The organism is Halogranum roseipondis, from assembly GCF_059695585.1.
The window spans coordinates 105645-131661 of record NZ_JBUEED010000008.1 but is presented as its reverse complement, the minus strand read 5'-3'; the positions used below and the strand labels follow the sequence as shown (position 1 = coordinate 131661).

At 64.4% G+C, this 26017-nt stretch carries 25 protein-coding genes; 10 read left to right on the top strand and 15 right to left on the bottom strand.

Annotated features, from left to right (window positions below; all coding sequences use genetic code 11):
- Positions 1–4 precede the first annotated feature (4 nt).
- Positions 5–487, top strand: a complete 483-nt coding sequence (gene fer, locus EOHIBHHM_RS24515; protein WP_497259526.1) for a ferredoxin Fer — start codon at positions 5–7, stop codon at positions 485–487.
- Positions 488–533: 46 nt separating this feature from the next.
- On the opposite strand, the gene EOHIBHHM_RS24510 is transcribed toward fer, so the two are convergent.
- Complete coding sequence (locus EOHIBHHM_RS24510) at positions 534–1187, bottom strand: helix-hairpin-helix domain-containing protein (protein WP_497259524.1); 654 nt, start codon at positions 1185–1187, stop codon at positions 534–536.
- Between the two features lie 159 nt (positions 1188–1346).
- Here EOHIBHHM_RS24510 and EOHIBHHM_RS24505 point away from each other — a divergent pair, with 159 nt between their 5' ends.
- Entirely contained in the window at positions 1347–1640 is a 294-nt protein-coding gene (locus EOHIBHHM_RS24505; RefSeq protein WP_497259522.1) for a hypothetical protein, read from the top strand.
- Between the two features lie 75 nt (positions 1641–1715).
- Here the strand turns inward: EOHIBHHM_RS24505 and EOHIBHHM_RS24500 are convergent, their stop codons facing one another.
- Both EOHIBHHM_RS24500 and EOHIBHHM_RS24495 read right to left on the bottom strand, forming a co-directional pair.
- Positions 1716–3428: a pyrroloquinoline quinone-dependent dehydrogenase gene (locus EOHIBHHM_RS24500; protein ID WP_497259520.1), complete on the bottom strand. Its 1713-nt coding sequence runs from the start codon at positions 3426–3428 to the stop codon at positions 1716–1718.
- A gap of 5 nt (positions 3429–3433) precedes the next feature.
- Complete coding sequence (locus tag EOHIBHHM_RS24495; RefSeq protein ID WP_497259518.1) at positions 3434–4351, bottom strand: hypothetical protein; 918 nt, start codon at positions 4349–4351, stop codon at positions 3434–3436.
- A gap of 237 nt (positions 4352–4588) precedes the next feature.
- On the opposite strand from EOHIBHHM_RS24495, the gene EOHIBHHM_RS24490 reads away from it, so the two are divergent.
- Together EOHIBHHM_RS24490 and EOHIBHHM_RS24485 are read left to right on the top strand one after the other, a co-directional pair.
- A complete protein-coding gene (locus tag EOHIBHHM_RS24490) occupies positions 4589–6781 on the top strand; it encodes an AAA family ATPase (RefSeq protein ID WP_497259516.1) in 2193 nt (730 codons plus the stop codon).
- Positions 6782–6868: 87 nt separating this feature from the next.
- Complete coding sequence (locus EOHIBHHM_RS24485; RefSeq protein WP_497259514.1) at positions 6869–7831, top strand: sodium:calcium antiporter; 963 nt, start codon at positions 6869–6871, stop codon at positions 7829–7831.
- On the opposite strand, the gene EOHIBHHM_RS24480 is transcribed toward EOHIBHHM_RS24485, so the two are convergent.
- Positions 7819–8556: a class I SAM-dependent methyltransferase gene (locus EOHIBHHM_RS24480; RefSeq protein ID WP_497259512.1), complete on the bottom strand. Its 738-nt coding sequence runs from the start codon at positions 8554–8556 to the stop codon at positions 7819–7821. The two genes, EOHIBHHM_RS24485 and EOHIBHHM_RS24480, sit on opposite strands and share 13 nt — an antisense overlap.
- An 848-nt stretch (positions 8557–9404) precedes the next feature.
- Between EOHIBHHM_RS24480 and EOHIBHHM_RS24475 the strand changes: the two genes are divergently transcribed.
- Positions 9405–10013 carry a universal stress protein gene (locus tag EOHIBHHM_RS24475; protein WP_497259510.1) on the top strand — a complete coding sequence of 203 codons (609 nt, stop codon included), beginning with the start codon at positions 9405–9407 and terminating at the stop codon, positions 10011–10013.
- A gap of 90 nt (positions 10014–10103) precedes the next feature.
- The gene (locus EOHIBHHM_RS24470; protein ID WP_497259508.1) at positions 10104–10376 is read left to right on the top strand and encodes a DUF7967 family protein; all 273 of its coding nucleotides are present in this window, start codon (positions 10104–10106) and stop codon (positions 10374–10376) included.
- 267 nt (positions 10377–10643) lie between these two features.
- Here EOHIBHHM_RS24470 and EOHIBHHM_RS24465 read toward each other — a convergent pair whose 3' ends face one another.
- From EOHIBHHM_RS24465 to EOHIBHHM_RS24440, 6 genes are all read right to left on the bottom strand, one after another.
- On the bottom strand, positions 10644–11051 hold the full coding sequence (locus EOHIBHHM_RS24465; protein WP_497259506.1) for a hypothetical protein: 408 nt from the start codon (positions 11049–11051) through the stop codon (positions 10644–10646).
- Positions 11052–11138: 87 nt separating this feature from the next.
- Complete coding sequence (locus EOHIBHHM_RS24460; protein ID WP_497259504.1) at positions 11139–11513, bottom strand: cyclophilin-like fold protein; 375 nt, start codon at positions 11511–11513, stop codon at positions 11139–11141.
- A 349-nt stretch (positions 11514–11862) separates the two neighbouring features.
- Positions 11863–13197 carry a glutamate-5-semialdehyde dehydrogenase gene (locus EOHIBHHM_RS24455; RefSeq protein WP_497259502.1) on the bottom strand — a complete coding sequence of 445 codons (1335 nt, stop codon included), beginning with the start codon at positions 13195–13197 and terminating at the stop codon, positions 11863–11865.
- Entirely contained in the window at positions 13190–14023 is an 834-nt protein-coding gene (proB, locus tag EOHIBHHM_RS24450) for a glutamate 5-kinase (protein ID WP_497259500.1), read from the bottom strand. The genes EOHIBHHM_RS24455 and proB overlap by 8 nt, the downstream gene beginning before the upstream one ends.
- Positions 14024–14174: 151 nt before the next feature.
- Positions 14175–14603 carry a GtrA family protein gene (locus EOHIBHHM_RS24445; RefSeq protein ID WP_497259498.1) on the bottom strand — a complete coding sequence of 143 codons (429 nt, stop codon included), beginning with the start codon at positions 14601–14603 and terminating at the stop codon, positions 14175–14177.
- Positions 14604–14605: 2 nt separating this feature from the next.
- Positions 14606–16048 carry a sulfatase gene (locus tag EOHIBHHM_RS24440; protein ID WP_497259496.1) on the bottom strand — a complete coding sequence of 481 codons (1443 nt, stop codon included), beginning with the start codon at positions 16046–16048 and terminating at the stop codon, positions 14606–14608.
- 1385 nt (positions 16049–17433) lie between these two features.
- Between EOHIBHHM_RS24440 and EOHIBHHM_RS24435 the strand changes: the two genes are divergently transcribed.
- Positions 17434–17559 carry a hypothetical protein gene (locus tag EOHIBHHM_RS24435; protein WP_497259494.1) on the top strand — a complete coding sequence of 42 codons (126 nt, stop codon included), beginning with the start codon at positions 17434–17436 and terminating at the stop codon, positions 17557–17559.
- 142 nt (positions 17560–17701) lie between these two features.
- Positions 17702–17917, top strand: coding sequence for a hypothetical protein (locus tag EOHIBHHM_RS24430; protein ID WP_497259492.1), 216 nt, complete (start codon positions 17702–17704; stop codon positions 17915–17917).
- A 2-nt stretch (positions 17918–17919) separates the two neighbouring features.
- Here the strand turns inward: EOHIBHHM_RS24430 and EOHIBHHM_RS24425 are convergent, their stop codons facing one another.
- Positions 17920–18321: a PPOX class F420-dependent oxidoreductase gene (locus EOHIBHHM_RS24425; RefSeq protein WP_497259490.1), complete on the bottom strand. Its 402-nt coding sequence runs from the start codon at positions 18319–18321 to the stop codon at positions 17920–17922.
- Positions 18322–18524: 203 nt separating this feature from the next.
- On the opposite strand from EOHIBHHM_RS24425, the gene EOHIBHHM_RS24420 reads away from it, so the two are divergent.
- Entirely contained in the window at positions 18525–20078 is a 1554-nt protein-coding gene (locus tag EOHIBHHM_RS24420; protein ID WP_497259488.1) for a DUF7282 domain-containing protein, read from the top strand.
- 101 nt (positions 20079–20179) lie between these two features.
- On the opposite strand, the gene dpsA is transcribed toward EOHIBHHM_RS24420, so the two are convergent.
- Positions 20180–21373 (bottom strand): DNA starvation/stationary phase protection protein DpsA, encoded by a 1194-nt coding sequence (gene dpsA / locus EOHIBHHM_RS24415; protein WP_497259486.1) that lies wholly within the window; start codon positions 21371–21373, stop codon positions 20180–20182.
- 443 nt (positions 21374–21816) lie between these two features.
- Positions 21817–21954, bottom strand: coding sequence for a DUF8556 family small protein (locus tag EOHIBHHM_RS24410; protein ID WP_497259484.1), 138 nt, complete (start codon positions 21952–21954; stop codon positions 21817–21819).
- A gap of 153 nt (positions 21955–22107) precedes the next feature.
- Here EOHIBHHM_RS24410 and EOHIBHHM_RS24405 point away from each other — a divergent pair, with 153 nt between their 5' ends.
- Entirely contained in the window at positions 22108–22515 is a 408-nt protein-coding gene (locus tag EOHIBHHM_RS24405) for a PPC domain-containing DNA-binding protein (RefSeq protein WP_497259482.1), read from the top strand.
- A gap of 655 nt (positions 22516–23170) precedes the next feature.
- Here EOHIBHHM_RS24405 and EOHIBHHM_RS24400 read toward each other — a convergent pair.
- Together EOHIBHHM_RS24400 and EOHIBHHM_RS24395 are read right to left on the bottom strand one after the other, a co-directional pair.
- The gene (locus tag EOHIBHHM_RS24400; protein WP_497259480.1) at positions 23171–24331 is read right to left on the bottom strand and encodes a glutathione-independent formaldehyde dehydrogenase; all 1161 of its coding nucleotides are present in this window, start codon (positions 24329–24331) and stop codon (positions 23171–23173) included.
- A 105-nt stretch (positions 24332–24436) separates the two neighbouring features.
- Positions 24437–26005 (bottom strand): FAD-dependent oxidoreductase, encoded by a 1569-nt coding sequence (locus tag EOHIBHHM_RS24395; protein WP_497259478.1) that lies wholly within the window; start codon positions 26003–26005, stop codon positions 24437–24439.
- Positions 26006–26017: the final 12 nt, after the last annotated feature.

Sequence of the window (26017 nt, the reverse complement as noted above, 5' to 3'; positions counted from 1 at the left end):
ACATATGTCTGATGACCGAGACCTCCCGAACATCAAAGCCGGACGAGGCGGTGAGCGGAGTCTGGACAAACCGGGAGAGGTCGAGACGGCCACCGTAGAGTATCTGAGCTACGGTGCCCTCGAACGGAACGGCTGGAGTCGAAACGACGAGGACCTGTTCGAGAAGGCGGCCGCGGCCGACCTCGAGGAGGCCCACCACGGTGTCATAGAGGTCCCTCGGAACGAGTATCTCCTGGACGCGGCCGAGAACGCCGGGCTGTCCTGGCCGTTCGAGTGCCGGGCCGGGTCCTGTGCGAACTGCTGTGCGTACGTCGTCGACGGGGAACTGGAGATGGACATGAACCTGTTTCTCACCGACGAGGAGGTCGAAGAGATGGACATCCGGTTGACCTGCGTCGCCAAACCGACCAGCGACGAACTCAAGGTCGTCTACGAGGCACGCCGCTCGGAGTACCTCCAGAACGTGGTCGGTCAGCGGGAAGTCTGACTCACCTGCGGTGGCGAGTGAGCGTCGTAACCGACAGCGGACAGTTCTATCTCGCCCGATCGGTCCACTCTGTCGCCTGCTCCGTCGAGACCTCGGCGATCGACGCGACCTCCTTTGGGTCGGCGTCGGCGAGAGCGGTGGCCGAGTCGATTCCCGCCTCGGCGAGTCGTTCGGCGTAGGTCGGACCGATACCCTCGATCGACTCGATCGGCTGGGTGTCGGCGGCGGCGTCGATCGCGCCGGCCAACCGTTCTTCGGGCGTCGAGCTCAGAACCCGATTGCCGTGCTGGTAGCGCCGCACCTCCTCGAGATCGACGTCGTCGAGCGACTCGACGACCGCCGCGAGCAGGAGTGCCTGGGTGTCCAATCGGTCTTCGAGCATGTTGAGGTTGTGGAACGCCGTCTCGGCGAACGCCGTGAGCGAATCCGAGAACTCCGAGAGACTCGTCTCGTTCTGTTTCACCTTCCGTTCGTTCAGGCTGATGCGGGCGAAGTCGTCTACCGCTTCGATCTGCCGTTCCAGTGCTTCGATCTCCTCTCGGAGGTCGGCCACGGTGGACTCGACCATCTCCTCGACGAGGGCGTCGATCGTCGACGCCGATGCCGACTGCGCTTCGAGGCTTCCTGTCCCGTCCTCTACGGTCTCGCTCGCTTCGTCTTCGGTCCGAGGCGTCTGTCGGGGGAGCTTCGGCGGAGCCATAGCGAACTGTTAGGACGAGAGACAATATAAATTTGTGCTCTGTTAGCACACTGCTACTCGGTCCTCGGTCGAGTTCTCGGCGTCCGAGAGACGGTAGAGAGAGAGAGAGAGACGGTCGCCGGCGACGGAGTAAAATGACGTGGGGAGCTAACATATGGCATGTCGAAGGAGATCGACGCCAGCTGTCTCGACTGCGGAGCGACGTTCCCACGGAGTGCCGCCGAGAGCCACGGCGGGAGCGGACTCGTCTGTCCCGCCTGCGGGAAGACGAGGATACGGGGCATTCCGGCACAACACACGGCACTGGGCAGTCGATCGAACACCCGCTGTCGCGACTGTGGAGCGACGTTTCCGCGCGGGGAGGCGGCGACGCCGACCAAGGGAGTACTCGCCTGTCCCGTCTGTGGTTCGACGGACGCGCTCGAACCGATAGACGAGGCGGACGAGCCGTGACGCGTCTCGGACAGTTTCGTCGGCTGGCTGAGAGCGGTGTCGAAAGAACACGTGGTCGGGGTTTCGACGGTCGTCCTACTCGGCCATCGAGAACACGACGAGTCGGTCGTCGCGCTTGCCGCGGCGGAGCCACCCGCTGCCGCCGAGTTGGATGGCGATGTACTGCTTCTCCGTGTTCGGGTCGTACCAGCTGACTGGGCTCGACGAGATCGGTGCCTCGCCGGTGTCGAACTCCCACAGGTGGTCGCCGGTCTCGCCGTCGTAAGCGATGAACTGACCGTTCTGGGTGCCGGCGAACATCAGTCCCGTCGTGGTCGACATCGTGCCACCCCAGATGTAGGTGTCGCTGTCGATCCAGTCACGCCACACCCGCTTGCCGGTCGCGGGATCGAACGCGGAGATGGAACTGATGTGGCCGTTGTAGTCGTCGGGCATCGCTTCGGTCTCGTCTTCGAGGATCCCGCCCCAGTACTTGCGCCCTTCCTCGAACTCCTCGAAGCGCCACCACGCCTCCTGGGCGTTGTTGTGCATCTTGTAGTACACCAGCCCAGTCTCCTTGCAGTACGTCGCCGGATGCCAGTCGCAACCGCCCATCCCGCCGGGCATGAACGTCCCCCGACGACCGTCGTCGATGTGCGGAATCATGCTGAACATATTGAGCTGCTGGACGCCCGGATCGGAGCGGGTGATGAGCTGGCCGGTCTCGGCGTCTACCGAGTACACCCACCCGGTCTTGCCGGCGTCGACGACGGTGTCTCGGATCTCGTCGCGGTGCTCGAACTCGAGGTCGCGAATGAGCATCCGCGGCGACGCGGAGTCGTAGTCCCAGACGTCGTGGGGAGACTCCTGGTGGAACCAGAGCCGTTCTCCGGTCTCGGCGTCGATGCACATCGTCCCGCAGGTGTTGCGGTTCGGTCCCGGCCGGACGGAGCCGTCGAAGTCCGGCCCGGGGTTCCCCACCGGCATGTAGAGCACGTCGCGCTCCTCGTCGTAGGTGGCGGTCATCCAGTTGGTGCCGGCGGCCTGGTTGATCGAGTCGCCGACCCACTCCTCCTCCGGGCAGGTCCGCGTGAACCACTTCTCCTCACCCGTCTCGGCGTCGAGCGCCGTGTGGAACCCGCGCACACCGTACTCGCCGCCGGCACTGCCCGTGAAGAGCGTCCCGTCGTAGACGATGGGTGCCCACGTCGCCGAGTAGCCCCGTTCGTGGTCGGCCGTCGAGGCGTACCACACCTCCTCGCCGGTGTAGCGGTCGAGCGCGACGACTCCCGAGTCGAGAGTCGTCATGAACACCTTGTCCTCGTAGACGGCGGGACCGCGGTTGTTGTCGTCACAGCACAACACCACGTCCGACGGGACGGCGTACGTGTAGCTCCACAGCACGTCCCCGGTCGTCGTGTCGAGGGCCTTGATGTGGTTCGGGCCGTTCGACTGGTACATGATCGTCGGTTCCCCGGGGACGATGACCGGAGAGCCCTCCATGCTCGACCCCGCGCCGACCCGCAGGTCGTACTCGACTTCGAGCTGGTCGACGTTGTCTTTCGTGATGACGTCGGCGGTCGTGTACCGGTGTTGTTCGTAGTTTCCGCCGTACATCAGCCAGGCCTCCGGGTTCTGCCCGGAGTTGCTCAGCATCTCCTGGGTCACGTCGAACCGGGGGATGCGGTCGGTGTCGTGCTGATGTGTGACGGATTCGTCGGGCGAGCCGAGAACCCGATAGCCGTTGTCTGTCTCCCGTACGACTGTGTCCTGTGCGGCCTGGACCGCTCTGTCTTGGTCGATTGACATTTGGATTACCTCGCTTTCGGTGGTGCCCGCATCTCTTCGGTGATGTAGAACATATCCCGACAGATCTCCTGCTGGTTGATGATCATGATCGCGGCACTCCCCGTCAGCGCCGCCATCAGCTGTCCGTCCGTGAGAGCGCTCTCGTCTCCGACGCCGATCTCTCGTGCTACCCTCGTCAGCAGATACAACCCACCGAGCATCGCCTTGATGTCCCAGTAGCCGTCGTCGAGAATCTCCTCGGTGATGAGCACCTGTTTCTGCCACAGGTGAACGTCGAGCGTCCGGATCCACAGCAGCGACCCACCCGCTGCTCGCTGGTGGAGCGGCGGGACGAAGTCGACATTGAACTCGACGTCGCGAGGGATCTGCTCGGTCGGAACCCACCGTGCGAGCTCCTTGTCGCTGTTGACCACGCTCGTCACCAGCCGGAGCTGTTCGGCGTCGTCGAAACCGATCGACTCGAGTTCCGACGTGAGTGGGTCTGCTTCGAGCAGCCCGTAGCTGGTGTTTCTGACGTGCTCCGAGGAGAACCGCGGTGCGTTCGCGTCCACGCTCTCGAAGAAGCCGACGTCGACGAGGTGGTCGTACATCCGCCACGCCGGTTCGATCAGTTCACGATACAGCCGTTCGGGCTCGCGCTCCCCGTCGGGAATACCCGCCTCCCGGACCTCCGGAAGCCGAGCGATCTGCGTCTCTAACTCCGCCATGACCGACTCCAAGAGCGTCACGTCGAGCGACCCCTCGAGGTCGCTCCGGATCGCCTCCCCCATGGAGGCGAACTCGTCGTCGATCTCACCGTCGACAGCCGCTCGCAGCGTCGACAGCGTCAACTCCTCGTCGGCGACGGAGTCGTCGATATCCAACCGTTCGACGAGCCGTTCCCGTTCCTCGGCGGCTACGCGCGCACCGTTACCATGTGTCATGAGAGCACCAGTCGGTAATGACAGACGAGTTTACAAATAACTTTGCCAACGAAACTGACATATGCCGGGCGGTTTCGAACGGCGGCTTTTTGTGGTCGAGGGCTCGTCCGTATCGACTCGGCCGGCCTCCTGGAACGACTCGGTGAAAGTCGCTCTCGGAGAGGGGAGGGTGTGCTATATGGTTGCACCACCCATGAGTTTATGCGGACGGAGACGACAGTACGGCAGAGGGAGCGTATGGAACTCACTGTCAGACAACTCGAGGCGTTCGACCCCGACGACGGCCTCTCCGTACTCGGCCGTGGGACACTGGAAGAACTCGGCGTCGACAGCGGCGGCTACCTCGTCCTCCGCGGACCGGACGAGGAGCCGGCGGTCACGCAGGTCATCCCGTCGGACGACGTCGAACCGGGCTGCATCCGAACGAGCGAACTCCTTCGACGGACGGCGAACGTCGACGTCAGCGAGCAGGTGACGGTCACACCGGTGACGGTGGAGTCCGCCGACAGCGTGACGGTCGCGCTTCCGGACGGATTCGCCGGAGGGGAGCATCTCGACCTCTCGTTGCGCGACGAACTCGTGAGTCGAGCGGTCCTCGCGGGACAGGTCGTGCCGGTCACGCTCCGATCGCGTGGGTCGAGTCAAGCGGTCGAACGGACCGTCCCCGTCGAGATCGTCGCGACGGAACCGAGCGACCAGGTCGTGATCCGCGACTGGACACGGGTCTCGGTCGCACCCGAGCCGGCGGAGGGACTCCCCTCGACCGTCGACCTCCCGGGGAGCGGACCGACGGCAGCCACGTTCGCCGACGTCGGTGGCGTGGAGAGCGAACTCACACGGCTCCGTGAGACCGTCGAACTCCCGTTGCGAGTGCCCGAACTGTTCAGCCGGCTCGGAACCGAGACCCCGAGAGGGGTGCTCCTGTACGGCCCGCCGGGGACGGGGAAGACGTTGCTCTCGCGGGCGCTGGCCAACGAGACCGACGTCCACTTCGAGACGATCTCCGGTGCGGTCGTCGCCTCGGACCGTCCGGGTGAGACCGGCGAACGTCTCAGGGAACGGTTCGAGAACGCCGCCGCCAACAGCCCCGCCATCGTCTTCATCGACGAAGTCGACGCCGTCGCCGGCAGTCGCGACACCGCCGACCGGAGCGGTGGGGTCGGACAGCTGCTGTCGCTCATGGACGGGGTCGTGGCCGACAACCGGATCGTCGTCGTCGGGACGACGAACCGCCCGGACGCCGTGGACGCCGCGCTTCGGCGGCCCGGACGGTTCGACCGCGAGATCGAGATCGGCGTCCCGGACCGCGACGGCCGCGAAGAGATCCTCCGGATCCACACGCGGGCGATGCCGCTCGCCGACGACGTCGACCTCGACGCGCTCGCCGAGCGGACCCACGGGTTCGTCGGTGCGGACCTCGAGAACCTCACCCGCGAGGCGGTTCTCTACACTCTCCGCCGGAACGGCGTCGACCCGGACGACGCGGCGGTCGACGAGGCCACGCTGGCGGCCATGGAGGTCACGGGCGCGGACTTCGACGCGGCACTCCGGAGCACCGACCCCTCTGCACTCCGCGAGGTGTTCGTCGAGGTGCCGGACGTCACCTGGGAGGACGTCGGCGGCCTCGAGACGACGGTCGACCGCCTCCGCGAGACGGTCCAGTGGCCCCTGGAGTACCCCGAGGCGTTCGACCGCGTCTCGATGCGGCCCGCGACGGGCGTGCTCCTGTACGGCCCGCCGGGGACGGGAAAGACGCTGCTCGCGAAGGTGGTCGCCAACGAGGCGCAGTCGAACTTCATCTCGATCAAGGGGCCCGAACTGCTGAACAAGTACGTCGGCGAGTCCGAGAAGGGCGTCCGCGAAGTGTTCGAGAAGGCGCGGGCGAACGCCCCGACGGTGGTGTTCTTCGACGAGATCGACGCACTCGCCGCCGAACGTGGCGGCGCAGGGAGCGACGCCGGCGTCGGCGAACGCGTCGTCTCGCAACTGTTGACGGAGCTCGACGGTCTCGAAGAGCTGGAGGACGTCGTCGTCATCGCCACGACCAACCGCCGAGACCTCCTCGACGACGCGCTGTTACGACCCGGTCGATTCGACCAACACGTCCACGTCGGTGCGCCCGACGCGGCCGCGCGTCGGAAGATCTTCCGCGTCCACACTCGCGACCGCCCGCTCGCCGACGACGTCGACCTCGGTGCGCTCGCCGACCGAACGGCAGGGTTCGTCGGGGCCGACGTCGAGGCCGTCTGCCGGGAGGCGGCGTCGGCCGCCGTCCGCGAGTACGTCGACGGCGACGACACCGACCCCGAACGAATCTACCTGACCGGCGCTCACTTCGAGACGGCTATCGCCGAGGTCGAACGCGGTCGCGACGGGCGGTCGAACCGAATCTCCGAGCGAGACGTCAAGACCGACACGTCGAGCGAGTGAGCAGGGAACGAACCGTCCTCTCCCGACGGGGAACAGCCCGATAGATTAAGTCGTTGTCAGTCAACACCGAGTGTACGTGATCCAATAGTGCTCGAACTTCCGTCGACGCTCGTCGCGCTCGTCGTGTTCCTCGTCGGCGTCGTCCTCGTCGTCGAGAGCGTCGAGACGTTCGTCGAGAGCGTCGCGGAGGCCGCACTCGGGCTCGGCGTCTCGGCGTTCTTCCTCACCGTCCTGCTGGCGGGGACGGACCTCGAGAACGCCATCCTCGGGCTGGCGGCAGTCACCGGCGGCCTGCCCGGCGTGGCGCTCGGAACGGTGTTCGGCGAGGCGCTTTTCGTCCTCGGGGCGGCCGTCGGGATCGCCGGACTCCTGCGGCCCTTCGAGGTCGCCGTCCCCCGCGTCTATCAGCTGTTGACGCTCGGGTCGCCGACGCTCATGATCGTCCTCTCGGCGGACGGACTGCTCTCGCGACTCGACGGAGCACTCCTCGTGGTGGCGTTCCTTCCGTTCGTCGGTGTGGTGTACTGGCTCGAGAGCGACACCGAGACTCGGTTCCTCGCGGCGGAGAGTCTCGATGCGGCGGCCGAAGACGACGACCTCGACCTGGAGGGTCTCGCCGCGGTCGCCGTCCCGCTACTCGCGGTCGTCGGGATGACGGTCGGTTCGGAGCTCGCCGTCGTCGGTGCCCGTGACCTGCTCGTGGCGTTCGGCATCCCGGGGCTGGCGTTCGGCGCAACCGTAGTGAGCTTCGTCGCCTCGCTGGAGGAGCTGTTTCTCACCGTCGAACCGGTCCGTCAGGGCAACCCGCATCTCGGCGTGGGCAACGTCGTCGGGAGCATCGCCTTCTTCGTCACCGCGAACGCGGGCGTCATCGCGCTGGTCCGACCGATCGACGTCAGCGGGAGCGTCGTCTCCGTCCACTGGCCGTTCCTGCTGGTGCTTTTGGTCGCCGTCGTCGCCCTGTTGGCGCGGGGGCGGGTCGATCGCCCTGCCGGTGCACTTCTGCTCGCGGGCTACGCCGCCTATTGGGGTGCGACCTATCTCCTCTGATCCGGCGTGGCCGCGAGCACGTGGTAGTCGGTCCCGAACGTTCGTTGCTCGGTGACGGTGAACCCGGCGTCGACGAGTAACTCTCGCCAGTACGGTGCGGGATCGGCTCCCTCGTCGTGCGGGATCGGCAGTTCGAGGACGCCCAGCCGTCCGTTCGGAGCGAGTACCCGGTGTGCGTCCCGGAGCGCCGCTCGTGCGCCGGATCTGGGGAGGTCGTGGAGGACGCGACAGGCGGTGAGCACGTCGACCGACCCGTCGCGAAACGGGAGGGTAGTTGCATCCCCACGAACGGGAACCACCGACAACCCGGCCGTGGCCGCGTTCCGTCGTGCGAGCGCCGGCCCGTTCCCGAGGATGATTCGATCGTCGTACACGTCGAGTGCGACGACCGTCGCGTCGGAGGCGATCGCGGGAGCCAACCCGACGAGCGACCGACCCGTCCCACACCCGACGTCGACGACCGTGTCGGCGTCCCCGAGCGGAAGCACTGCCGCCAACGCCTCGTACTTCGGGCGGTCGACGTGCCACGGCGGCGGACTGAGGAGCGACCGAAGCGTTCGTCCGCCCGCGACCACCCCCCACGCGAGCGAGAGGAGGGCGACGAGGCGTCCGAACCAGCTGTCGTGACCGAATCGCCACGCGACTCCGCCGAAGACGACCGCGACGAGGGCGACGAACAGTCGGCGCAGTCGACGACGCCAGTGATACACCCCGAAGTTGAACATGAACGATGGTCGCGCTACGCCGTGTTAATAGTTCTCAGCGGCGAGAACGCAGAACCACCTCTCTTCGATTCGCTGTCTCGGCGAACCTATCATCTCAATATACATTACAAGCGTAGCGCTGTCTGCCGCTCAGACCGCCAGTTGTTAATTAAGATTAGTGAATGATCGCCCGAACTGACGGCCTACTGAGTAGACATCGACCGACTCTCGAGTCGAGTTCGGCCACTAAAAGAAACCTCTTCCCATGCGATCTGTAGTCCAAACAGTTCTGAACCCATCCAGAAGTCGACGACACAGACGACCGAGACCGTCGAGGGAACGTTCCGTCTCCCATCTGCACGTCTACACCGCCTCCTCTCCCAGATATCGGTCTAGTTGCCGTGTAGTCCTCGACACTTCGTCGTTCGAGACCATCAGTTTCATGAAACGATAGATCGACTCGTCGAAAGTCACGAACTGGCGCGAATTTCGCGAAGAAATTCGTCCTCTCTGAAGTCAGTTCGACGAGGCCCGACACGCGGCACGAAAACGGACACGATCCGAGGTAGCACGGTATTGTTCAGATTAAATTGGATAGATTCGTTCCAGTTTCGTCACCGGGCAGTCGCGGTGAGACACCAGTACGGGCACGCGACGATCAGTCAGTGAGTCAGTGCAGCGTCCGTCAGCGGTTCACAGCGACCGACGACAGAGCTCGGACCCCGACGGCCGTCGTCGTTTTTACGTTCGACACTGTACCTCTGGTCGGTACGATCACAATGTCTGCACCCACACTCTTGATCCCCATCGAGTTCCCCAATCCCGATCCTCTTCCTTCGTCCTTCGTCAACGGGTTCACGTCGTGTAAGGTGACCCTCCTCGGACTCTACAAGACTCCGGCAGAAATCGATGCCGAAGAGCGACAGCGTCAAACTGTCGAAGCCAACTACGTCCTCTACTCGCTTGCACACCAGTTCGTCCAACACGGTGCCTCCGCCGAAGTCGAGTTGGTGATGGACGAGAACCTCGAGACAACACCGACCACCGTCGCCGAGGAGCGAGATATGGACGCGTTGTTGATTCCGAACCCGATCACCAACCTCGGCCGCGTGCTCATCGCCGTCCGCGACGAGACGTTCGCCGACTCCGTCGAAGAGTTCGTAGGGACGCTGAACGAAGACGTTATCCACCATGTGACGCTCATGAACGTCACCGATTCGGAGCAGACAGACGAGAAAGAGGCACTCCTCTCGTCGCTCCGCGACAGACTGGTCGACGCCGGCTTCTCGAAGTTCGCGATCGATACGAACGTCATCGTCTCCGACGACCCAGCCTTCGAGATCGGTGAAGCAGCTCAGAGTCACGACCTCGTCGTCATGGGCGAGACGGAAGAGTCCACTACCCAGCGCGTCTTCGGGAAAACCTACGAGTCGGTCGCCGACGAGACCGACCGTCCCGTCGTGGTCCTCCGCGAGTGAGGACGGTCGTCGCGGCCTGCGAACAAGAACCCACACGACACCCGTCTGTGGGCCCGAACCACTAACAGCGTGCCGTTCGTGTCGTTAGACATGTCCTCGGAGTCGGAGACGGTTCGAGTGTGGCTCGTCGAACGTGGCTACAACAACCGCGACCTCGTGATCCTCAAGTATGCGACGCTCGAGGGCGACCGCGTCTACCGGCGCGAGCTCGCACCACAGGCGCTCGACATGTCGTCGGTGACGGCCGCCGAGGAGGTGTCCACCGACGATCTCGAAGCCGTCGAGGAGACGGGAACTCGAGACCGGTACGGGAACGAAGCGACCCGCATGGCCGAGAAGCACGAGCCCGCCGACACGGTGTGAGGGAGCTCTCGTCCCGCTGTTCCGTCTCGTCTCGGAACGGAAGGGCGGCGACCGCGACGACCTCGTCACCCTCGCAGCGAACGCCGACGGGGCGACGAAGCGAGAGAGATCGGGTTCCGTATCCTGCTGTCCCTCGCCGCATCACCCCGACGGACCACCTCACGAGCGCGCTCTGGACCGTCGAGGAGGAGATCCTCACGGACGCAGTTCGTACGGGCGGAACCGCTCGGTTCTGGCTCCACACCGTACGTCGCGACGTCCGTCCCGTTAGGGTTCGTCGGCGTCTGCTCGCCGTGCAGAGGCGACTTCGTTTAGCGCGACGAGCACGTAGAGCAAACCGACGAGGCGGGTGCCGGGATACACCCACGGCCGCCAGTCACAGTCGCTCGCACTGGTGTACGCGAGCGGCGCTGCCGTGTCGACGTAGGTCCGGGGGGCTACCAGCGCTGCGACGCCGACGAAACCGAGCAGTCGCTTGAGCCGCGAGTACGAGGCGTCACTTCGCCACACCGACGCGAGGAGGACGAGACCCTCGAACCGTGCACCGGGAACCACCCACGGTCGCAACTCACACCCCTCCGAATCCGTGAGTGCGACTCGCTCTGCGGTCTCGATCAGTGCTTTCGGTGCGAGCAGTTCGACGAGGGCGACCGCCGTGAGTAGCTTTCGGAGCATGACCGATACGAGGTTCGTGGCTCGACATAATGAATGGGTACGCCGTCCGGGTACCTCACGAGAGAGCTTCGGATAGGGGACGTTCGGTCAGCCGAGCTCGAGAGAGACGGTCGCGTCGCCGTCTTCGATTTGCGTTAGCGGTTCGACGTCGTCGACGGTGGCGACGACGGTCACCGGCGAGGCAGCGCGAGGTTCGTCACCGTCGCTCGCGGGCGTGGGTCCCCAGAACAGGCAGAGTGCGTTCCCCGGCGGCCAGTAAGCGACCGACCCGACGGGAACGACCGTCTGCGTCGCTTCGGCAGCGACGTCGACGGGGATCTCGAAGTAGAGTTCGTCACCCCACCGGGTCGCATCCGCTGTAATCGGGAGCGCGTCGGCGACCGCATTCCGGGTAGTCGGGTTCGAGTCGCTCCACGTCGCAGTTAGTTCGTGTGGTCCGACGACGAGACGGAGGTCGGTCATGAGACGACGGTAGAGCCCGGGAGGTGAAAGAGTCTACAGTCGAGACGAGTCGCGTCGCCCTGGATGCCGTCCAACGGACGAGAATCACAGTAGACGGGAGGAAGGAGTCGACGAGTGACTGCTTCCGATGCGTGCCACGCGATTCGATCCCGTCTACACCGGCTATCTCGGCGGGTCGACGGCATCAATGCCGCTATCGGGACAATACTTGGCTCGACACTTCCTCTTAGCCGGGTATCGACTCACGCGTCTCGTACGCCGAGGAACGTGATCGGGCGACGAGAGGACGGAAACCACTCCAGTAGGACGCGGTCCGGCTCCACCGGTCGTCTCGGCCAACTCGGCCGGTTTATTCCTCAGAGCGGTCGCCGGGGGTCCACGCCGCCTCGAGCTCCTCGTGGAGGTACGGCTTCGCGTCGTCACCAGCGTAGGAGGCGACGACGTGGCCGTCGCCCTCGAGGTGGTATTTGTAAGTCGTCAACCCCTCGAGACCGACCGGACCGCGGGCGTGAATCTTCCCGGTGCTGATGCCGACCTCGGCGCCGAGACCGAAGCGGTAGCCGTCGCTGAAGCGCGTCGAAGCGTTGTGGAAGACGCTCGCAGAGTCGAGGCTGCGCATGAACCGGCTGGCCCGCTGGTCGTCGTCGGTCACGATCGACTCCGTGTGCTTCGAGCCGTAGGTGGTGATGTGATCGAGCGCGGCTTCCAGCGAGTCGACGACTTTGATCGAGAGGATCAGGTCGCCGTACTCCGTCGACCAGTCGTCCTCCGTGGCCGCCTCCGCCTCCTCGACGAGCTCGCGGGTGGCGTCGTCGCCACGCAGTTCGACGCCGGCCTGTTCGTACCGCGCGGCGATCTCGGGGAGGAACTCCGAGGCGACGTCTTCGTGAACCAGGAGCGTCTCGACGGCGTTACAGACCGCCGGATACTGCACTTTCGCGTCGTAGGCGACGTCGCTCGCCATCTCGAGGTCGGCCGCCTCGTCGACGTAGACGTGACAGATCCCCTCGGTGTGACCGAGCACGGGGATGCTCGTGTTGTTCTGGATGTAGCGGACGAACTCGGAGCTCCCTCGTGGCATGAGGAGATCGATCGAGTCGTCCATCTCCAGCAGGGCGTCGACGTCCTCGCGTGCCTCGACGAGCTGCGCCCAGCCGTCGGGCAGTTCGGCGGTCGCCTCGCGGATGAGTTCGTAGAGGACGCGATTGGAGTGACTCGCCTCGCTACCACCTTTCAGGATGACGGCGTTGCCGGATTTGAGACAGAGCGCCGCGATCTGCACCAGCGCGTCGGGCCGCGACTCGAAGACGGTGCCGACGACGCCGATGGGGACGGCGACCTTGTAGAGCTCGAGCCCCTCGTCGAGTCGCCGTGCGGCCAGCGTCTTCTCGAGTGGGTCGTCCTGGTGGGCGACGCTCCTGACCATCTCGGAGATGCTGTCGAGCTTCGATTCGGAGAGCTCCAGCCGGTCGACGAGCGCCTGACTGTACTCGCCCGCTGCGAGCAGCTCCTCGCCCGCCGTGACGTCTCGCTCGTTGGCCTCGAGGATCTCCTCGTGGTGCTCGTCGATCGCGTCGGCGATCGACAGCAGCCCCCGACGTCGTTCCGCTTCGGAGAGCTGTGCGAGTCCGAGCGCCGCGTGCTGTGCCTCTGTCACCTTGGTTTCGGCTGTCTTCTCAGTCATCGATGACACCGTTTATCGGGATGAACAACGTGCCCACCGGCTCGCCGGCGGCGACCTTCTCGAGGACGCCCTCCTGCGTGGACTCGGCGATGATGGCTGGAACACCGTGTTCGCTGACGTCACGAGCACCCTGCACTTTCGTCCGAATGCCGCCGAACGTGTCCGCCGAACTGTCCTCGGTGATCGTCTGCACCTCGTCGTAGTTGCGACCGACGGCTTCGATACGCTCGGCCGTCGGGTCCTCTTTCGGGTTCCCGGTGTAGACGCCCCCGACGTCGGTCAGCGTGACCAGCAGGTCGACGTCGATGTCGATCGCGACCGACGACGACAGCATGTCGTTGTCGCCGATCCGGATCTCCTCGGTGGCGACGGCGTCGTTCTCGTTGATGATCGGGACGATGTCCCACTCGAGGAGCGTCTCGATCGTGTTTCGGACGTTCGTGAAGCGCTCGGGGTTGTTGAGGTCGTGTTGGGTCAGGAGTAGCTGCGCGATCTTCCTGTCGTAGCGCGCGAAACTCTCCGTGTACCGTTGCATCAGGTAGCTCTGTCCGACGGTCGACAGCGCCTGCGCCTCCTCGACGTTCTCGTCGACCAGGTCGACGCGCCCCTTACCCGCCCCGACCGCCCCCGACGAGACGAGAATCACGTCCTTGTCTCGCTCGAGAAGCCCGACGATGTCGTCGACGAGTTTGTCGAGTTTCTCGTCGTCTAAGTTCGATCGGTCGTCGGTCAGCGAGTTGGTCCCCGCTTTGACGATCACCCGTTCGGCGTCCGCTGCGAGTTGTCTCGCCTGCTCGATTTCGTGGTGTTCCAGTGCGTTGCTCATCGTTGTGATCACGAGCCAGTTCTCAGGACCGGCGTTCGGCCGCCAGCACCGCGTCGACGACCGTCTCGTCTGCATCGCTGTCCTACAAGACATTCATCCCTTCGATTGTCGCCGCTCTTGCGAACGCTCGCACGTCGCCGCGCAGTCGGCGCTACGCCGTCCCCCACGTCCACCGCGAGTCGAGGACGTACCGATAGATGCCGCTGACGCCGATCGCGACCGCGTTGGCCACCAGATACGAGACGTGTTGCCACTCGACGAGCACGAACAGGACGGCGAGTTGGATCGGTATCGCCGACCCTCGGACGAGGTTCGTCTTGAGCAGTCCGACCACGTACTCGACTCTCCCGCTGTTCCGGAAGTTCTGGAAGGTCCACGCGTTGTTGAACACGTACGAGAGGATGATCGTCGTCTCGATAGCGAGAACCGCTCCGAACAGGTAGTTCAGACGGCCGACGTCGACGAGTAGCCACAGCAGCACCATCTGGATCCCTGCCGTGACGACGCCGACGATGGCGAACCGTCGCAGTTGGACCGCGAGCGGGCCACTCACGAGCCCCCGAAGGTAGGCGCGGAGCACGACTACCGATACCCCAACGCCTCGAGGCGGGCTTCGAGCGTGTCGTCGACGTCGTCCACGTCCCCGTCAGTCTTCGTGTCGGTCTGTTGCCGTCGGAGCGTGTCGACGTGTTCGTCGACGATATCGCCGAAGCGGTCGACGATACGTCTCGCTTTGTCGTCCGCCGTCTCGACGAGGTTCTCCTGTTGGGTCGGATCCGAGGAGCGACGATACAGTTCCCGTTGGCCGGCGTCGACGTTCTCGATGTACGTCCACTCTCGGTCTCGGACGCTCACCAGCAGGTCGCCGTCGGCGAGCGACCGCGGGATCGGTTGGACGGTCACCTCCTCGTCGCGGACGGTGACGGAGACGACGGGATCGTCGGGCGGTGACTCGCCGTCACGGACCGTCGGAACGAGCGTCTCACCCCACCACGCCGACGGCGGATCGACGCCGAGGAGGTCGGCCACCGTCGGCGGGATCGCGTCGAGTCCGACCTGCCCGCCGACCCGACGGCCGGCGACGTCCGGGACGTCGACGACGAACGGCACGCGGATCAGTTCGTCGTACAGTTTCGGGTAGTGCGCGAGATGGCCGTGTTCCTGGAACTCCTCGCCGTGGTCGCCGACGAGGACGACCGCGGTCTCCTCCTCGACCCCGGCGTCGGAGAACGTCTCGAGGAGGCGGCCGACGCTCGCGTCGACCTGCCGGACCGCCGCCTGATAGAGCGTCCGGAGATCGGCGAGCGTCCGCTCGCCGACCTCCAGTCCGAGACCCGTTCGCGTGTGTGCGTGGAGCATCCGGTGTGTCCCGAAGATGTCCGAGGACACCTCCCGGATGTACCGCGGTGCGGGGACGTACGGCGTGTGGACGTCCATGTAGTGGACCCAGAGGAAGAACGGGGAGTCCGTCTCCTCGACGAACGACGTCGCCGCGTGTTCGACGTCGAACATCCTCGACGTATCCAGGAACGGTCGGTCGTCGGTCTCCCCTCGGAGCCACGAGCCAGCACGTCGAACAGGTGAGGTCAGCAACTGGAGCCACGCTTCGACCGTCGGATGCGTCGCGAGATAGCGACTGTAGAGGTTGGAACCGACGTTCGCGACGAACGGTTCGAACTCGTCGAACCCCTCGTCGTACCCCCAGTGCGACGTGAGAAAGCCGTTCGACGCGTTGAACCCGGCCGTCGCGACGCCGGCGTCCGACAGCACCGACGCGAGAGACGGGGTCTCGGCGATGCCGATCCGGTCCGACTCCGCGAACACCGGCTGCGAGGCGAGAATCGAGGGGAACGAGAAGGGCGTCCAGTTACCAGTCGCGAACGCTCGGTCGAACACGGTGCCACGCGCAGCGAGAGCGTCCATCACCGGCGTGTGTCGGTCGTCGTCGTACGCGCCGACGGCGTCGGCTCGAAGCGAGTCGACCGTGATCAAGACGACGTTCGAGACGTCCGTGTGTGACACCATCTCGTCGTAGATACCCCCAGTGGTCTCCGACCGCAGGCGACGTGGCCGCCGACGTGAATCGACATCTCTCGTCGAGCGACGCTGAAACACCCTGTTCGGTCGACGGACGTCTACGGTGGGAGCTAATTGCCTAGTAACCTTCTTTACGATTTCGATGTTCCGCGCGACGGTTCAGACGAGTAAACTACCCCGCCCTACTCGCTCTCTCCCGCCTTGCGGCGGTCGGTCACTCCTTGAGGACGGGGCTTTCCCGTAACGACATTGTGTCCCGCGACCCCATGCATGGACGCGGCCCGGCTTCCTATTACCGTCCCCAAAGTGGGCAACGAACCGGAGTTGTTGCTGCGGTTCGTACTTACCGGACCCGTTTTGTGGATTGTCCCGCCGATTTAATTTCCGGTGTTCTCACGCTCTCCCCCCAATCAGGGGACGGAACTTCCACCCGTTCGCGGTCGTCGTTCCCGAGTACGGGGTGCGTTGGAATCGCACCACAGGAGCCAGTTTACTGGTGGCTCCTCCCGACCCCGGCTTGTGCGAGGACGGCAGTATGTCATAGATTGACGTGGGCGGTGTTGACTGTTGCGAAACGCGCTTCCTCTCCTCCCTACTTGCGTCTTCGACGCTCGTTGAGAAAGGAGGCTCCGCGCTACCGCGTGCTGAAAGAGTCTGAGCGACTCTTCGAGCACGTTCCGCTGTCGAGTGATCGTCGGGCGGGCGACGTCGAACCGAACCGAACCGAGACGACAGCCGATGCCGAACGTAGGTCAGAACACGACGGTCGTACGTATGTCGTCGTATACTCGCAGGTTCAGAATGTGTTGGTCATCGGTTCTCAGGACCGCGCTCACTGGTCACTTCTCTTGCCCATGACCGACGTTTCGCGGCCGGACACGCGACAGCGGCCCGCTCGCCGAGTGGCTCGCCAGCGCGTCGAATGAGCGAAACCGACACGGTACGTTCTGTCGCGGGCGAGATATTCCGAGCGAGGATATTCCACTTTCTTTTGTCTGCGAAAGAGCCGTTGCCGACGTCGTTGGTGACGGTGGTCGTGACTAACCTCGTCACGATGGTGTCGAGGCGTTCTACTCGTCACAGCAGGTCCTGCCGATTCCGAGCGAGGGAGTCGAGTGCGACGGCGATATCTCGCTACCGAGTCGCAGATACGGGCCGGGATAGTCACCTTCCAGAAGAGTGGCTCGACGAACGACGGGTCGATCCGAGGAGCGGTGCGTACTCCGACGTCGGCGAGATCGGTGACGACGGCGACGGACCGCCGCTCCGTGAGAGTGGTAGACGACACGAGGCGATACGAGAACCGTGTGCAAATATTCGCCATAACGTTCGTGAAGGAAACTATTTTAGTGTACGGAGCAACAAGTGCAATTATGAGCAGAGAATCGAGACAGTTGTTCATCGACGACGCGCGCCGATACGTCTTCCAGAAAGTAACCGGCCAGCGGTGGGATCCGCACGGAGTGTACGACATCACTCGAAACCGGAGAGGCGAGTAGCCGTCTCGGGTCGAGACGAACACCCTCCGAGCGGCGAACGACGAGACCGTCACGCCGGGCGTGAGCGCGTCATGCCATGTCACGGTCGGTGAGTTCCCAAACGATTATATCCAGTTGTTCCATGTTATTGTGTAACAGTACCATGGACTCCGACTCCAGTGAGGCTCTGCTGATAGCGCTTGCCGAGGGGGGTCCGATCGACGTCTGCTCGCTGGCGAACGTGCTCGGCTGTCATCCCACGACGGTCGACCGTCGCTGCTGTGACCTCCAAGCAGACGGCTACGCGTGTCACACGTCCTCCGGCGTGTACGACATCACGGCGGAGGGACGCACCTACTTGGCCGAGCTGAGCGAGTAGCGCTACGGTTCGTAGTGGCTGACGTGGTCCGGTCTGATCGAGACGAGCACGCGTTCCGTCTGGATCGGGTTGGGGTACTCCTCCTGTCCCATGTACCGCTTCGTCAGTTCGTCGATGTGGTCGCGTGCCCCCTCCGTAGTCACGTCGTCGACCTCGCCGCGGACGGACAGCATCCGGTAGGGGTCGTCCGGATCGGTCATACTGACCGCGACTCGGGGGTCCTTTCGGACGTTCTTCTCCTTGCGACGGCCACGTTCGGTGTTCACCAACAGACGGTTCGACGCAGCGTCGTAGTCGATCCACACCGGTGCGACGTGCGGTCCCCCGTCCGGCAACAGCGTCGCCAGATGGGCGAACGTCCGCTTCTCGAACAGGTCCTGGAAATCGGTCGGGATCGGTGCCATAGCGTCAATACGTCGAACAGATACTAATACGCATCCCGGGCCGAACGAGCGGCGACCAGGTGCTCGACGTGAGACGGCTGCCACGGACGACGGGTTCAGACGATATACGGAAGAGACAGAGTTTCCGACGGTCGTCTATTATAATTTCTCGGCAACAGGACTCTTAGGACGAGATACGGTTATCTACTAGGGGTGAGAGACACGTGAGACGACGCGACGTCATCGGCGGTCTGTTCGTCCTCGGAACTGGCGGGACCGACTGGGTCGGTTCCCCACCCGGTGGCGGAGCGGAGTCGGGTGACGTACCCGAAGCGGCTCGAACGGTCGACGGTGGAACGACAGTCGAGGGAACGCTCGAAGACGGAGAGGCGGTCTGGTACACGATCGACCTGGAGCGATCGGAGACGGTGAGCGTCGTCTTCCGCGTCCGTGACGACTGGACCGAACGACGCGCAGCGATCAGCCTGTGTGCCCCCGACGGTACCGTACTGGACTCGACCGGGGTGTCCGAGTTCGACTGCCCCCGGGTCGCGATCGGGGAGACGGTCCCCGAGACGGGGACGTACACGGTGCGGATCGCGTCGCTGGAGGGTGACCTCCCCTACTCGGTGCTGATCGACGTCGCCGCCGCCGACTGCAACGAACCGAACGGGGACCGCGAGAGCGCGACCGCGATCGTTCCTGGTGAACCGGTCGACGGGGTCGTCGTCGGTGCCGAGAGCGACTGGTACGTCTTCGACGCCGAAGCGGGAGACGGGATCGAGCTCGAGCTGACCGCTCACGACCTGGCGAACAACCGCGACGTCGAGATGGCGCTGTTCGACCCCGCCGGAGACGAGATCGGGGAGACGCCGCGGGATCGTCCGTTCGGCGCGTACTCGACGGTCGCCAACTTCGTCGACTGCGTCGCCATCGAGACGGCGATCGGTGCCGACGTCGCCGAGCGAGACGGGTCGTACTTCGTCCGAGTCCGAGGGAGAGACGGATCGGTCCGCGGGTTCACCGACTACACGCTCGTCGTAGAGACCGTCGATCTCGGCCCGAACGAGCCCAACGAGCACAGATCGACCGCGACGCCGCTGACGCCGGGCGAGACAGTCGAGACGACCCTCGCCGGCTACGACCACGACTGGTATCGGTTCGACGCCGCCGAGGGCGACGAACTCACCATCGACTACGAGGTCACCGAGCCCGTCGACCTGTTCAGCCGGGAGGTGACGCTGTACGACCCGCAGCACGACGTCGTCGAGGTCGAGGGGCCGACGACGACGGCCGAAGCGGCGGGCACCTACTCACTTCACGTCGCCCAGAGCGACGAGATGGGGACGAAGCCCTTCTTAGCGAAGGAGGGGTACGCGCTGATGATACTAGTGGACGACAGCGACTCGTCGGAGGGCGCGCGCGTGACGTTCGCCGACCAACGCTCCGACGGAGCCTGTGTCGTCGTCGACGAGGCGACCGTTCCGGAAGGTGGGTTCGTCGTACTCTACGACGGGCGACCGTTCACCGGCGACGACGGGGTGCTCCCGACCGTCCGCGGCGTCTCGCCGTTCCTCGAGGCCGGGAGCCACGAACGGATCGAGATCGGCCTCGACGAACCGATCGCGGAGTCACGGCGACTCTGGGCGGCCGTCTACCACGACTCGAACGGGAACCGCGAGTTCGATCTCGTGACGACGGAGGAGTACGACAAAGAGTGGCGATACACGACCGACGAGATACAGGTGATAGACGACGCCCGCGTCGAGAGGCGGTAGGTCAGTCGCGTATCGCGTCGTCGTCCGACTCGTGGTCGAGCCGGGACGAGCTCGTCGCCAGTCAGCGCCGAAGACAGGGAACAGGGGGCGGGGAGAGACGGTTACTCGAGCGAGCGACGCCGGACGAGCGTGTCGTCGGCGAGATACCGCTCGAGCGTGTTGGCGTCCGCTTCGAGCGTCTTGAGGTGGAGACGCAGGATCGCACTCGTCGCCTCGTCACCGAGTCGGTCCGAGAGTTCGACGTGCTCCCGAAGCTGTTCGACGAGCGTCGCGTACCCCTCGAGGTCGCGTCCGAGCGACGACCGAACGTCGTACCGGTGGGCGGCCTCGATGGACATCGAGGCGTGCTTGCGGATCCCCATCGGTCCACAGACCGGAACGCCGCCGAGTGCGTGGACCCTGATGGCGAGGTCGTCGGTGGCGTCGGAGAGTCGGTCGGCCGCGTCTTCGAGGAACGCACCGATCTGTCCCCGTTCGGCACCCTCGATCGTCCAGAAGTGTTTACGCACCTGGTTGAACAGGATGTAGAGCCCCGAGAGATCGCTGTTGAGAGCCGTCACCAACTCTCTGGCGGCGGCCTGATCGAGTCGCAGTGCGTTCTCGGCGATGGTGTCCCACTCCCGGCGGACGTGGGTCGGATCGAGTCGCCGGAGGTGGGGGGCGTCCGCCTGCGGCGCCTCGGGCGGTTCACTCGGTGGATCACGTCGTCCGCGAGTGGCTTCGACGTCGTCCGATCGGACGAGTGTGTCGGCTTCGAGGAGCTGTTCGAGGTCGCTGGCGTCGTGTTCGAGCGCGACGAGGTGCGTCTGCAGCCGCTCTGCCGTACCGTGGTCACCCCGTCGTGCCGCGAGCTCGACGTGTTCGCGGACGCTGCCGATCAGCGTCGCGTACCCCTCCAGATCGCCTTCCAGGGAGGCGCGGAGGTCGTAGAGGTCTTCGGCCTCCAAGTGAACGTCGGCGTGCTCCTGGATGGTCGGCGGCGTGTTCGGCGGGATCCCGCCGAGTTCGACGATGCGAACGGCGATGTCGTCGTTGATCGCGCGGACGCGTCTGTAGGCCGTCTCGAGGAAGTCGGCGACCTCCTCGTGTTCGGCACCCTCGGCGGTCCAGTAGTGTTTGCGGAGCAGGTAGAACAGGTTGAACGAGCCGGCGTGGTCGACGCTGAGCGCGTCGACGAGCGCCTCGGCGTCCTCGGGGTCCACTCGGAGCTCGTTTCCGTCGACGGTCCCCCACGCTTGGCGACGTTCGCCGGTGTCGGGTTCGCGGACCAGGCGACCGCGCTTCGTCGTAGCCATCCTACTTCCCCCCGCGCCCGATACGTTCGGATCCACGCGGCGCAACTCTCCGCTCTCCGTCCTCGCTGAATCCGTCGTCACGGACGAGTACTTCGCTGGAGCACATCTTGCTCCCCCCTAAGCGTTCCACCGTCTTGATTATTGCCAACGCTGCTCACGTTCTGTGCACGTCGTCGTTCGGAAGAACCGAGGAGACGAACGCCAGAGCAGCGGAACTTCACCGGCGAGTCGATCGTCTGCCGCGGGCGGTTCCGCCTCGGCCGGTCGCTGCTGCTCGGCGTCCTCGTCGGGTTTCGGGGAGCGTTCCGCTGTCTCTCGTTCCACTTCCGACGAATCAGCGTTCGTGGTGACACATCGATCTACCGTGAGACAGTACGTCATGGACCGACAAAGCGCTCGAGTTGCGAGTCGGAAGACGTCGACGCCGGTCGCAGTCTATCGGTTCACTCGGTGTCCGATTCGGGGTGGTGCGACCGACGGTACAACGCTACCATCTTCCACAACGGTCCTTCGATATCTCCGTCCTCCGATTCGGCCTCCAGCTGTCTGTACAGCTCCTCCGAGACGGTGATCTCGGGCATGTCTAGTGTTACTACTACCCACACTAATGTAGGTTTAGGCCGACGGGGGCGACGAACCTCGTCGATCAGTCGGATCGCACAACCGTGATCGACGGGCAAGCGATCTGACGGGCGAAAGACTGTATGTGGTGCCGTCGGAAGGGACGCGTGGCTATGGACTACGTGGACGAAGGCGATCGGATCGTCGTCAGACTCGACCCCGGCGAACAGGTGTTAGACGAACTCGCAACGGTCCGTGACGAGTTGGACGTCGAGAGCGGGTTCTTGACGGGGATCGGGGCCGTCGACACCGTCACGCTCGGTCACTACGACGTCGACGAACAGGAGTACAACGAAGAGGAGTTCACGGGTCAGTTCGAGGTGACGAGCTTCCTGGGGAACGTCGGACCGGACAAGATACACACGCACATCCAAGTCGCGACCAGCGAGTTCGAGTCGCTCGGTGGCCACTGTTCGGGCGCACGCGTCTCGGGGACGTTCGAGGTCGTGATCACGACCGGGGAGACGCCGCTGACTCACCGACTCGACGAGCGGACGGGCCTCGACGTCTTCGACCTCTAGCAGCGTTCGCGGTCGGTGCGACGTCGGTCATCGGGAACGGCCGAAGCGACCGGCGAGAGACGCCACGAGTTACGGGTGCTCGATATACGATTACCCTCGGATAGTATTCCCAATAATGAAAGCGAAATAAAGGCAGTCGGTGACCGTTTCTGGAAGTGATGTAGTTCGGGTATTTTTCCACACCCTTCGAACATATATTCGAAGTAGTATTTTTCTCCATTCCCAATAATGTACAAACGAGAAACGACAGCGAGTGACGTGGAGAAGAGTGGTATGGAAAGGCTACTACAGTCGGATGCTTTCTGCCCTCCTCAATAACACAACCGTTTGAAGGCATTTCAGAGCTTTTGCGACGGTATGAACCGACTACTGGATCGAGAGCGGACTCGAACCGGGGCCCATAACTGAAGACGAGTATCGGTCGCCTCACGACGTGGCAAGATTGTCTCGTTCACAGTATTGCAATTTGTTCGAACATTATCCCGTCATCGGTCGCGTTCGACGGCGACTTCTATACTGTCTTATTTCTGATCGATTAGAGGATTCGCTTCCGGGATAGGCACGGCTTGGTGAGTGGACGTCACGCCGGGCGGAGCGAGCGCGACACCGTCGTCTCACCGCCGCTCTCTACGAACCAAGCGAGGGGCCGTCGCCGTCAGGGTTTCAACAGCACCTTCGTGACGCCCTCTTCGCGTTCGTCGAATCGTTCGTACATCTCGGGTGCCTTCTCCAGCGGTTCGACGTGCGAGACGATGAACCCCGGTTCCGCGCGACCCTCGACGATCATCTCGCGAAGTTGCCGGTCGTAGCGCTTGACGTCGCACTGGCCGGTTCCGACGCGGAGACCGCTCTCGAACAGTTTGCCGAAGTTCACGCTGAGTTCGCCGGGTTCGTCGATGTGGTCCGGCGGGTTGGGGTCCGAGGAGAAGTATACCCCGACGATGCCGACCTTCCCGGTCGGGCGAACGGTCCCGATGAGGTCGTTGATCACTTCCGAGGGGTTCTCACGCTGTGGGTCGTAGGCGCCGTGACCGTGTCGGCCGCCGTCGATAGCCTGATACCCGACTGCGTCGACCCCCTTGTCGACCATCCCCCCGTGTTCCTCGGTGACACGTTCGACGGGGTCTTCCTCCTCGAAGTTGATGGTCGTCGCGTCGCAGTGTTCTTCGGCCAACTCGAGGCGACTCTCGACGCGGTCGACGACGTAGATCTCGGACGCACCCTTGAGTTTGGCGCTGTAGGCGGCCATCAGCCCGACCGGCCCCGCACCGTAGACGACGACCGACTCGCCGGACTGAAGGTCGGCGAGTTCACAGCCGTGCCATCCCGTCGGGAAGACGTCCGCCAGCATGATGAAGTCCTCCTCGTGTCCGTCGTCGGGGAGCGAGAGCGCGTTGAAGTCGGCGTGCGGGACGCGCACTTTCTCCGCCTGTCCGCCCTGATACGGCCCCATCATCGCGTAGCCGTAGACGCCGCCGGGCGTGTCCGAATCGGCGTTCAGACAGAAGGCGGTGTAGTTGTCGACGCAGTTCCGACAGTAGCCGCAGGCGATGTTGAACGGCAGGACGACGCGGTCGCCGGGTTCGAAGCTCTCGACCCCGTCGCCAACCTCCTCGATGACGCCCATGATCTCGTGGCCGAACGACCGTCCCTCGTCGATGGTCGTCCGTCCCTCGTACATGTGGAGGTCCGACCCGCAGATGGCGGTCGTCGTGATGTCGACGATCGCGTCGTTGGGGCTCTCTATCTCCGGTTCCTCGATCTCCTCGACTTCCATCTCGTGTGGTCCGTGATAGACGGTTGCATCTATTGGCATCGAAGAATCCTCACGGACGACGGCTACTCGAGGGCGACGATTAGGTCTTCTGGCCCTGCACGAATCGGCTCGCGGCGACGGGACGACGAACTCCCGCGAACGGTGTCAGCCGTTCCGGTCGTCGGGTCGACTCGGATAGTTCCGCTGTGGGAGTTCCTCGACGGCGGGGGTGTTGAGCACCTCGCCGTCGGCGTCGAACCGAGAGCCGTGACACGGACAGTCCCAACTCCGTTCGCCGTCGTTCCACTCGACGAGACACCCCATGTGCGGACAGATGGCGGAGACGGTTCGATACTCTCCACTCTCGTCGCGGGAGACGCCGACCGGCCCGTCGTCCGTCTCGACGACCGTCCCCTCTCCGGGTTCGAGGTCGACCGGACCCGCCGTCGGGCGATCGGTGACGTAGTCCTCGATGTAGTGTTCCATCGTGTGGCAGTTGTGGGAGACGAACGTGTCCGCCGACGCTCTAAGCGAGAGTCGACTCGGGTGGTAGAGTCGCTGCCACTCGTGCTCTCGGCCACGGACGAGGTCCGCCAGCAACATCCCGGCAGCGGTCCCACCGGTCATCCCCCAGCCTCCGAATCCGGTGGCGACGTACAGATGGTCCGTGACCGGCGACTGGCGACCGACGAACGGGATCCGATCGACCGACGCGAAGTCCTGTGTCGACCACCGATACTCGACGGATTCGACGTCGAATGCGCTTCGCGCCTGTCGCTCCAGCCGTCGGTACCGTTCGGTCGTACTACCGCCGTCGCCGGTGCGGTGTCCCTGGCCGCCGACCAACACCAGTCGGTCCGCATCGGGAACCGGCCGGACCGAGAAAGTCGGGTCGCCGTGGCGGTAGTACATCCCATCAGGTGGGTGCTCGGCGACGCGCACGGCGAGGATGTAGGACCGTTTCGGCTCCATCCGGGCGAAGTAGACCCCCTTGTCGACCACGGGGAAGTGCGTCGCCACGACGACGTCGTCCGCCTGTATCGACCCGCGGTCGGTCGAGACGGTACACGGGGTCCCCGCGTCGACGTCCGTCACCGTCGTCCGTTCGAACAGATAGCTCTCCGGTCCGCTCGCGAACCGGTCTGCGAGTTCGAGGAGGTACGCGCGCGGGTGGAACACCGCCTGGTCGTCGAAGCGAACTCCCGACTCGCCTTCGAACGGGAGAGACGAGGCGTCGACGACCGAGGCGGGCAAATCGAGGTGGCTGGCCGTCTGCGCCTCCGTCCGGACGTCGTCCACCCCGTCCGCCGAGTCGACGTACGTGTACGCCGGCATCCGTTCGAACCCGCAGTCGACGTCGTACTCGTCGACGGTCGACTCGATGTCGTCGATCGCTGCCTCGTTCGCCTCGGCGTACAGGCGAGCGACGTCGAGTCCGAACCGGTCGGCCAGATAGTCGTATCTGAGCCCGTGGAGCGACGTGATCTTTGCCGTCGTCCGACCGGTCACGCCCGACGCGATCCGGTCTCGTTCGACGAGCGCGACCGACTGCCCGGCCTCGGAGAGTTTCGTCGCCGTGGTGATCCCCGCGATTCCGCCGCCGACGACGACCGTGTCGACGGAGATCCGTTCGCCGTCGGCGAGCGCGTCGTACGCGGTCGATGGGGTCGTCTCGAGCCAGAGCGATCGTTGCGTCCCGTCGAGCGCCGCTGTCCGCTGTGTGTTCTCGTCCATCTGGAGTGTCAC

What these genes read in the sequence shown, in the direction of transcription:
- fer (WP_497259526.1), top strand. Translation starts at nt 5, where the DNA reads ATGTCTGATGACCGAGACCTCCCGAACATCAAAGCCGGACGAGGCGGT.
- EOHIBHHM_RS24440 (WP_497259496.1), bottom strand. Translation starts at nt 16,048, where the DNA reads ATGGTGTCACACACGGACGTCTCGAACGTCGTCTTGATCACGGTCGAC.
- EOHIBHHM_RS24430 (WP_497259492.1), top strand. Translation starts at nt 17,702, where the DNA reads ATGGACTCCGACTCCAGTGAGGCTCTGCTGATAGCGCTTGCCGAGGGG.
- dpsA (WP_497259486.1), bottom strand. Translation starts at nt 21,373, where the DNA reads ATGGCTACGACGAAGCGCGGTCGCCTGGTCCGCGAACCCGACACCGGC.
- EOHIBHHM_RS24465 (WP_497259506.1), bottom strand. Translation starts at nt 11,051, where the DNA reads ATGCTCCGAAAGCTACTCACGGCGGTCGCCCTCGTCGAACTGCTCGCA.
- EOHIBHHM_RS24480 (WP_497259512.1), bottom strand. Translation starts at nt 8,556, where the DNA reads ATGTTCAACTTCGGGGTGTATCACTGGCGTCGTCGACTGCGCCGACTG.
- EOHIBHHM_RS24460 (WP_497259504.1), bottom strand. Translation starts at nt 11,513, where the DNA reads ATGACCGACCTCCGTCTCGTCGTCGGACCACACGAACTAACTGCGACG.
- EOHIBHHM_RS24500 (WP_497259520.1), bottom strand. Translation starts at nt 3,428, where the DNA reads ATGTCAATCGACCAAGACAGAGCGGTCCAGGCCGCACAGGACACAGTC.
- EOHIBHHM_RS24395 (WP_497259478.1), bottom strand. Translation starts at nt 26,005, where the DNA reads ATGGACGAGAACACACAGCGGACAGCGGCGCTCGACGGGACGCAACGA.
- EOHIBHHM_RS24400 (WP_497259480.1), bottom strand. Translation starts at nt 24,331, where the DNA reads ATGCCAATAGATGCAACCGTCTATCACGGACCACACGAGATGGAAGTC.
- EOHIBHHM_RS24435 (WP_497259494.1), top strand. Translation starts at nt 17,434, where the DNA reads ATGAGCAGAGAATCGAGACAGTTGTTCATCGACGACGCGCGCCGATAC.
- EOHIBHHM_RS24470 (WP_497259508.1), top strand. Translation starts at nt 10,104, where the DNA reads ATGTCCTCGGAGTCGGAGACGGTTCGAGTGTGGCTCGTCGAACGTGGC.
- EOHIBHHM_RS24490 (WP_497259516.1), top strand. Translation starts at nt 4,589, where the DNA reads ATGGAACTCACTGTCAGACAACTCGAGGCGTTCGACCCCGACGACGGC.
- EOHIBHHM_RS24510 (WP_497259524.1), bottom strand. Translation starts at nt 1,187, where the DNA reads ATGGCTCCGCCGAAGCTCCCCCGACAGACGCCTCGGACCGAAGACGAA.
- proB (WP_497259500.1), bottom strand. Translation starts at nt 14,023, where the DNA reads ATGAGCAACGCACTGGAACACCACGAAATCGAGCAGGCGAGACAACTC.
- EOHIBHHM_RS24495 (WP_497259518.1), bottom strand. Translation starts at nt 4,351, where the DNA reads ATGACACATGGTAACGGTGCGCGCGTAGCCGCCGAGGAACGGGAACGG.
- EOHIBHHM_RS24455 (WP_497259502.1), bottom strand. Translation starts at nt 13,197, where the DNA reads ATGACTGAGAAGACAGCCGAAACCAAGGTGACAGAGGCACAGCACGCG.
- EOHIBHHM_RS24410 (WP_497259484.1), bottom strand. Translation starts at nt 21,954, where the DNA reads ATGCCCGAGATCACCGTCTCGGAGGAGCTGTACAGACAGCTGGAGGCC.
- EOHIBHHM_RS24505 (WP_497259522.1), top strand. Translation starts at nt 1,347, where the DNA reads ATGTCGAAGGAGATCGACGCCAGCTGTCTCGACTGCGGAGCGACGTTC.
- EOHIBHHM_RS24405 (WP_497259482.1), top strand. Translation starts at nt 22,108, where the DNA reads ATGGACTACGTGGACGAAGGCGATCGGATCGTCGTCAGACTCGACCCC.
- EOHIBHHM_RS24425 (WP_497259490.1), bottom strand. Translation starts at nt 18,321, where the DNA reads ATGGCACCGATCCCGACCGATTTCCAGGACCTGTTCGAGAAGCGGACG.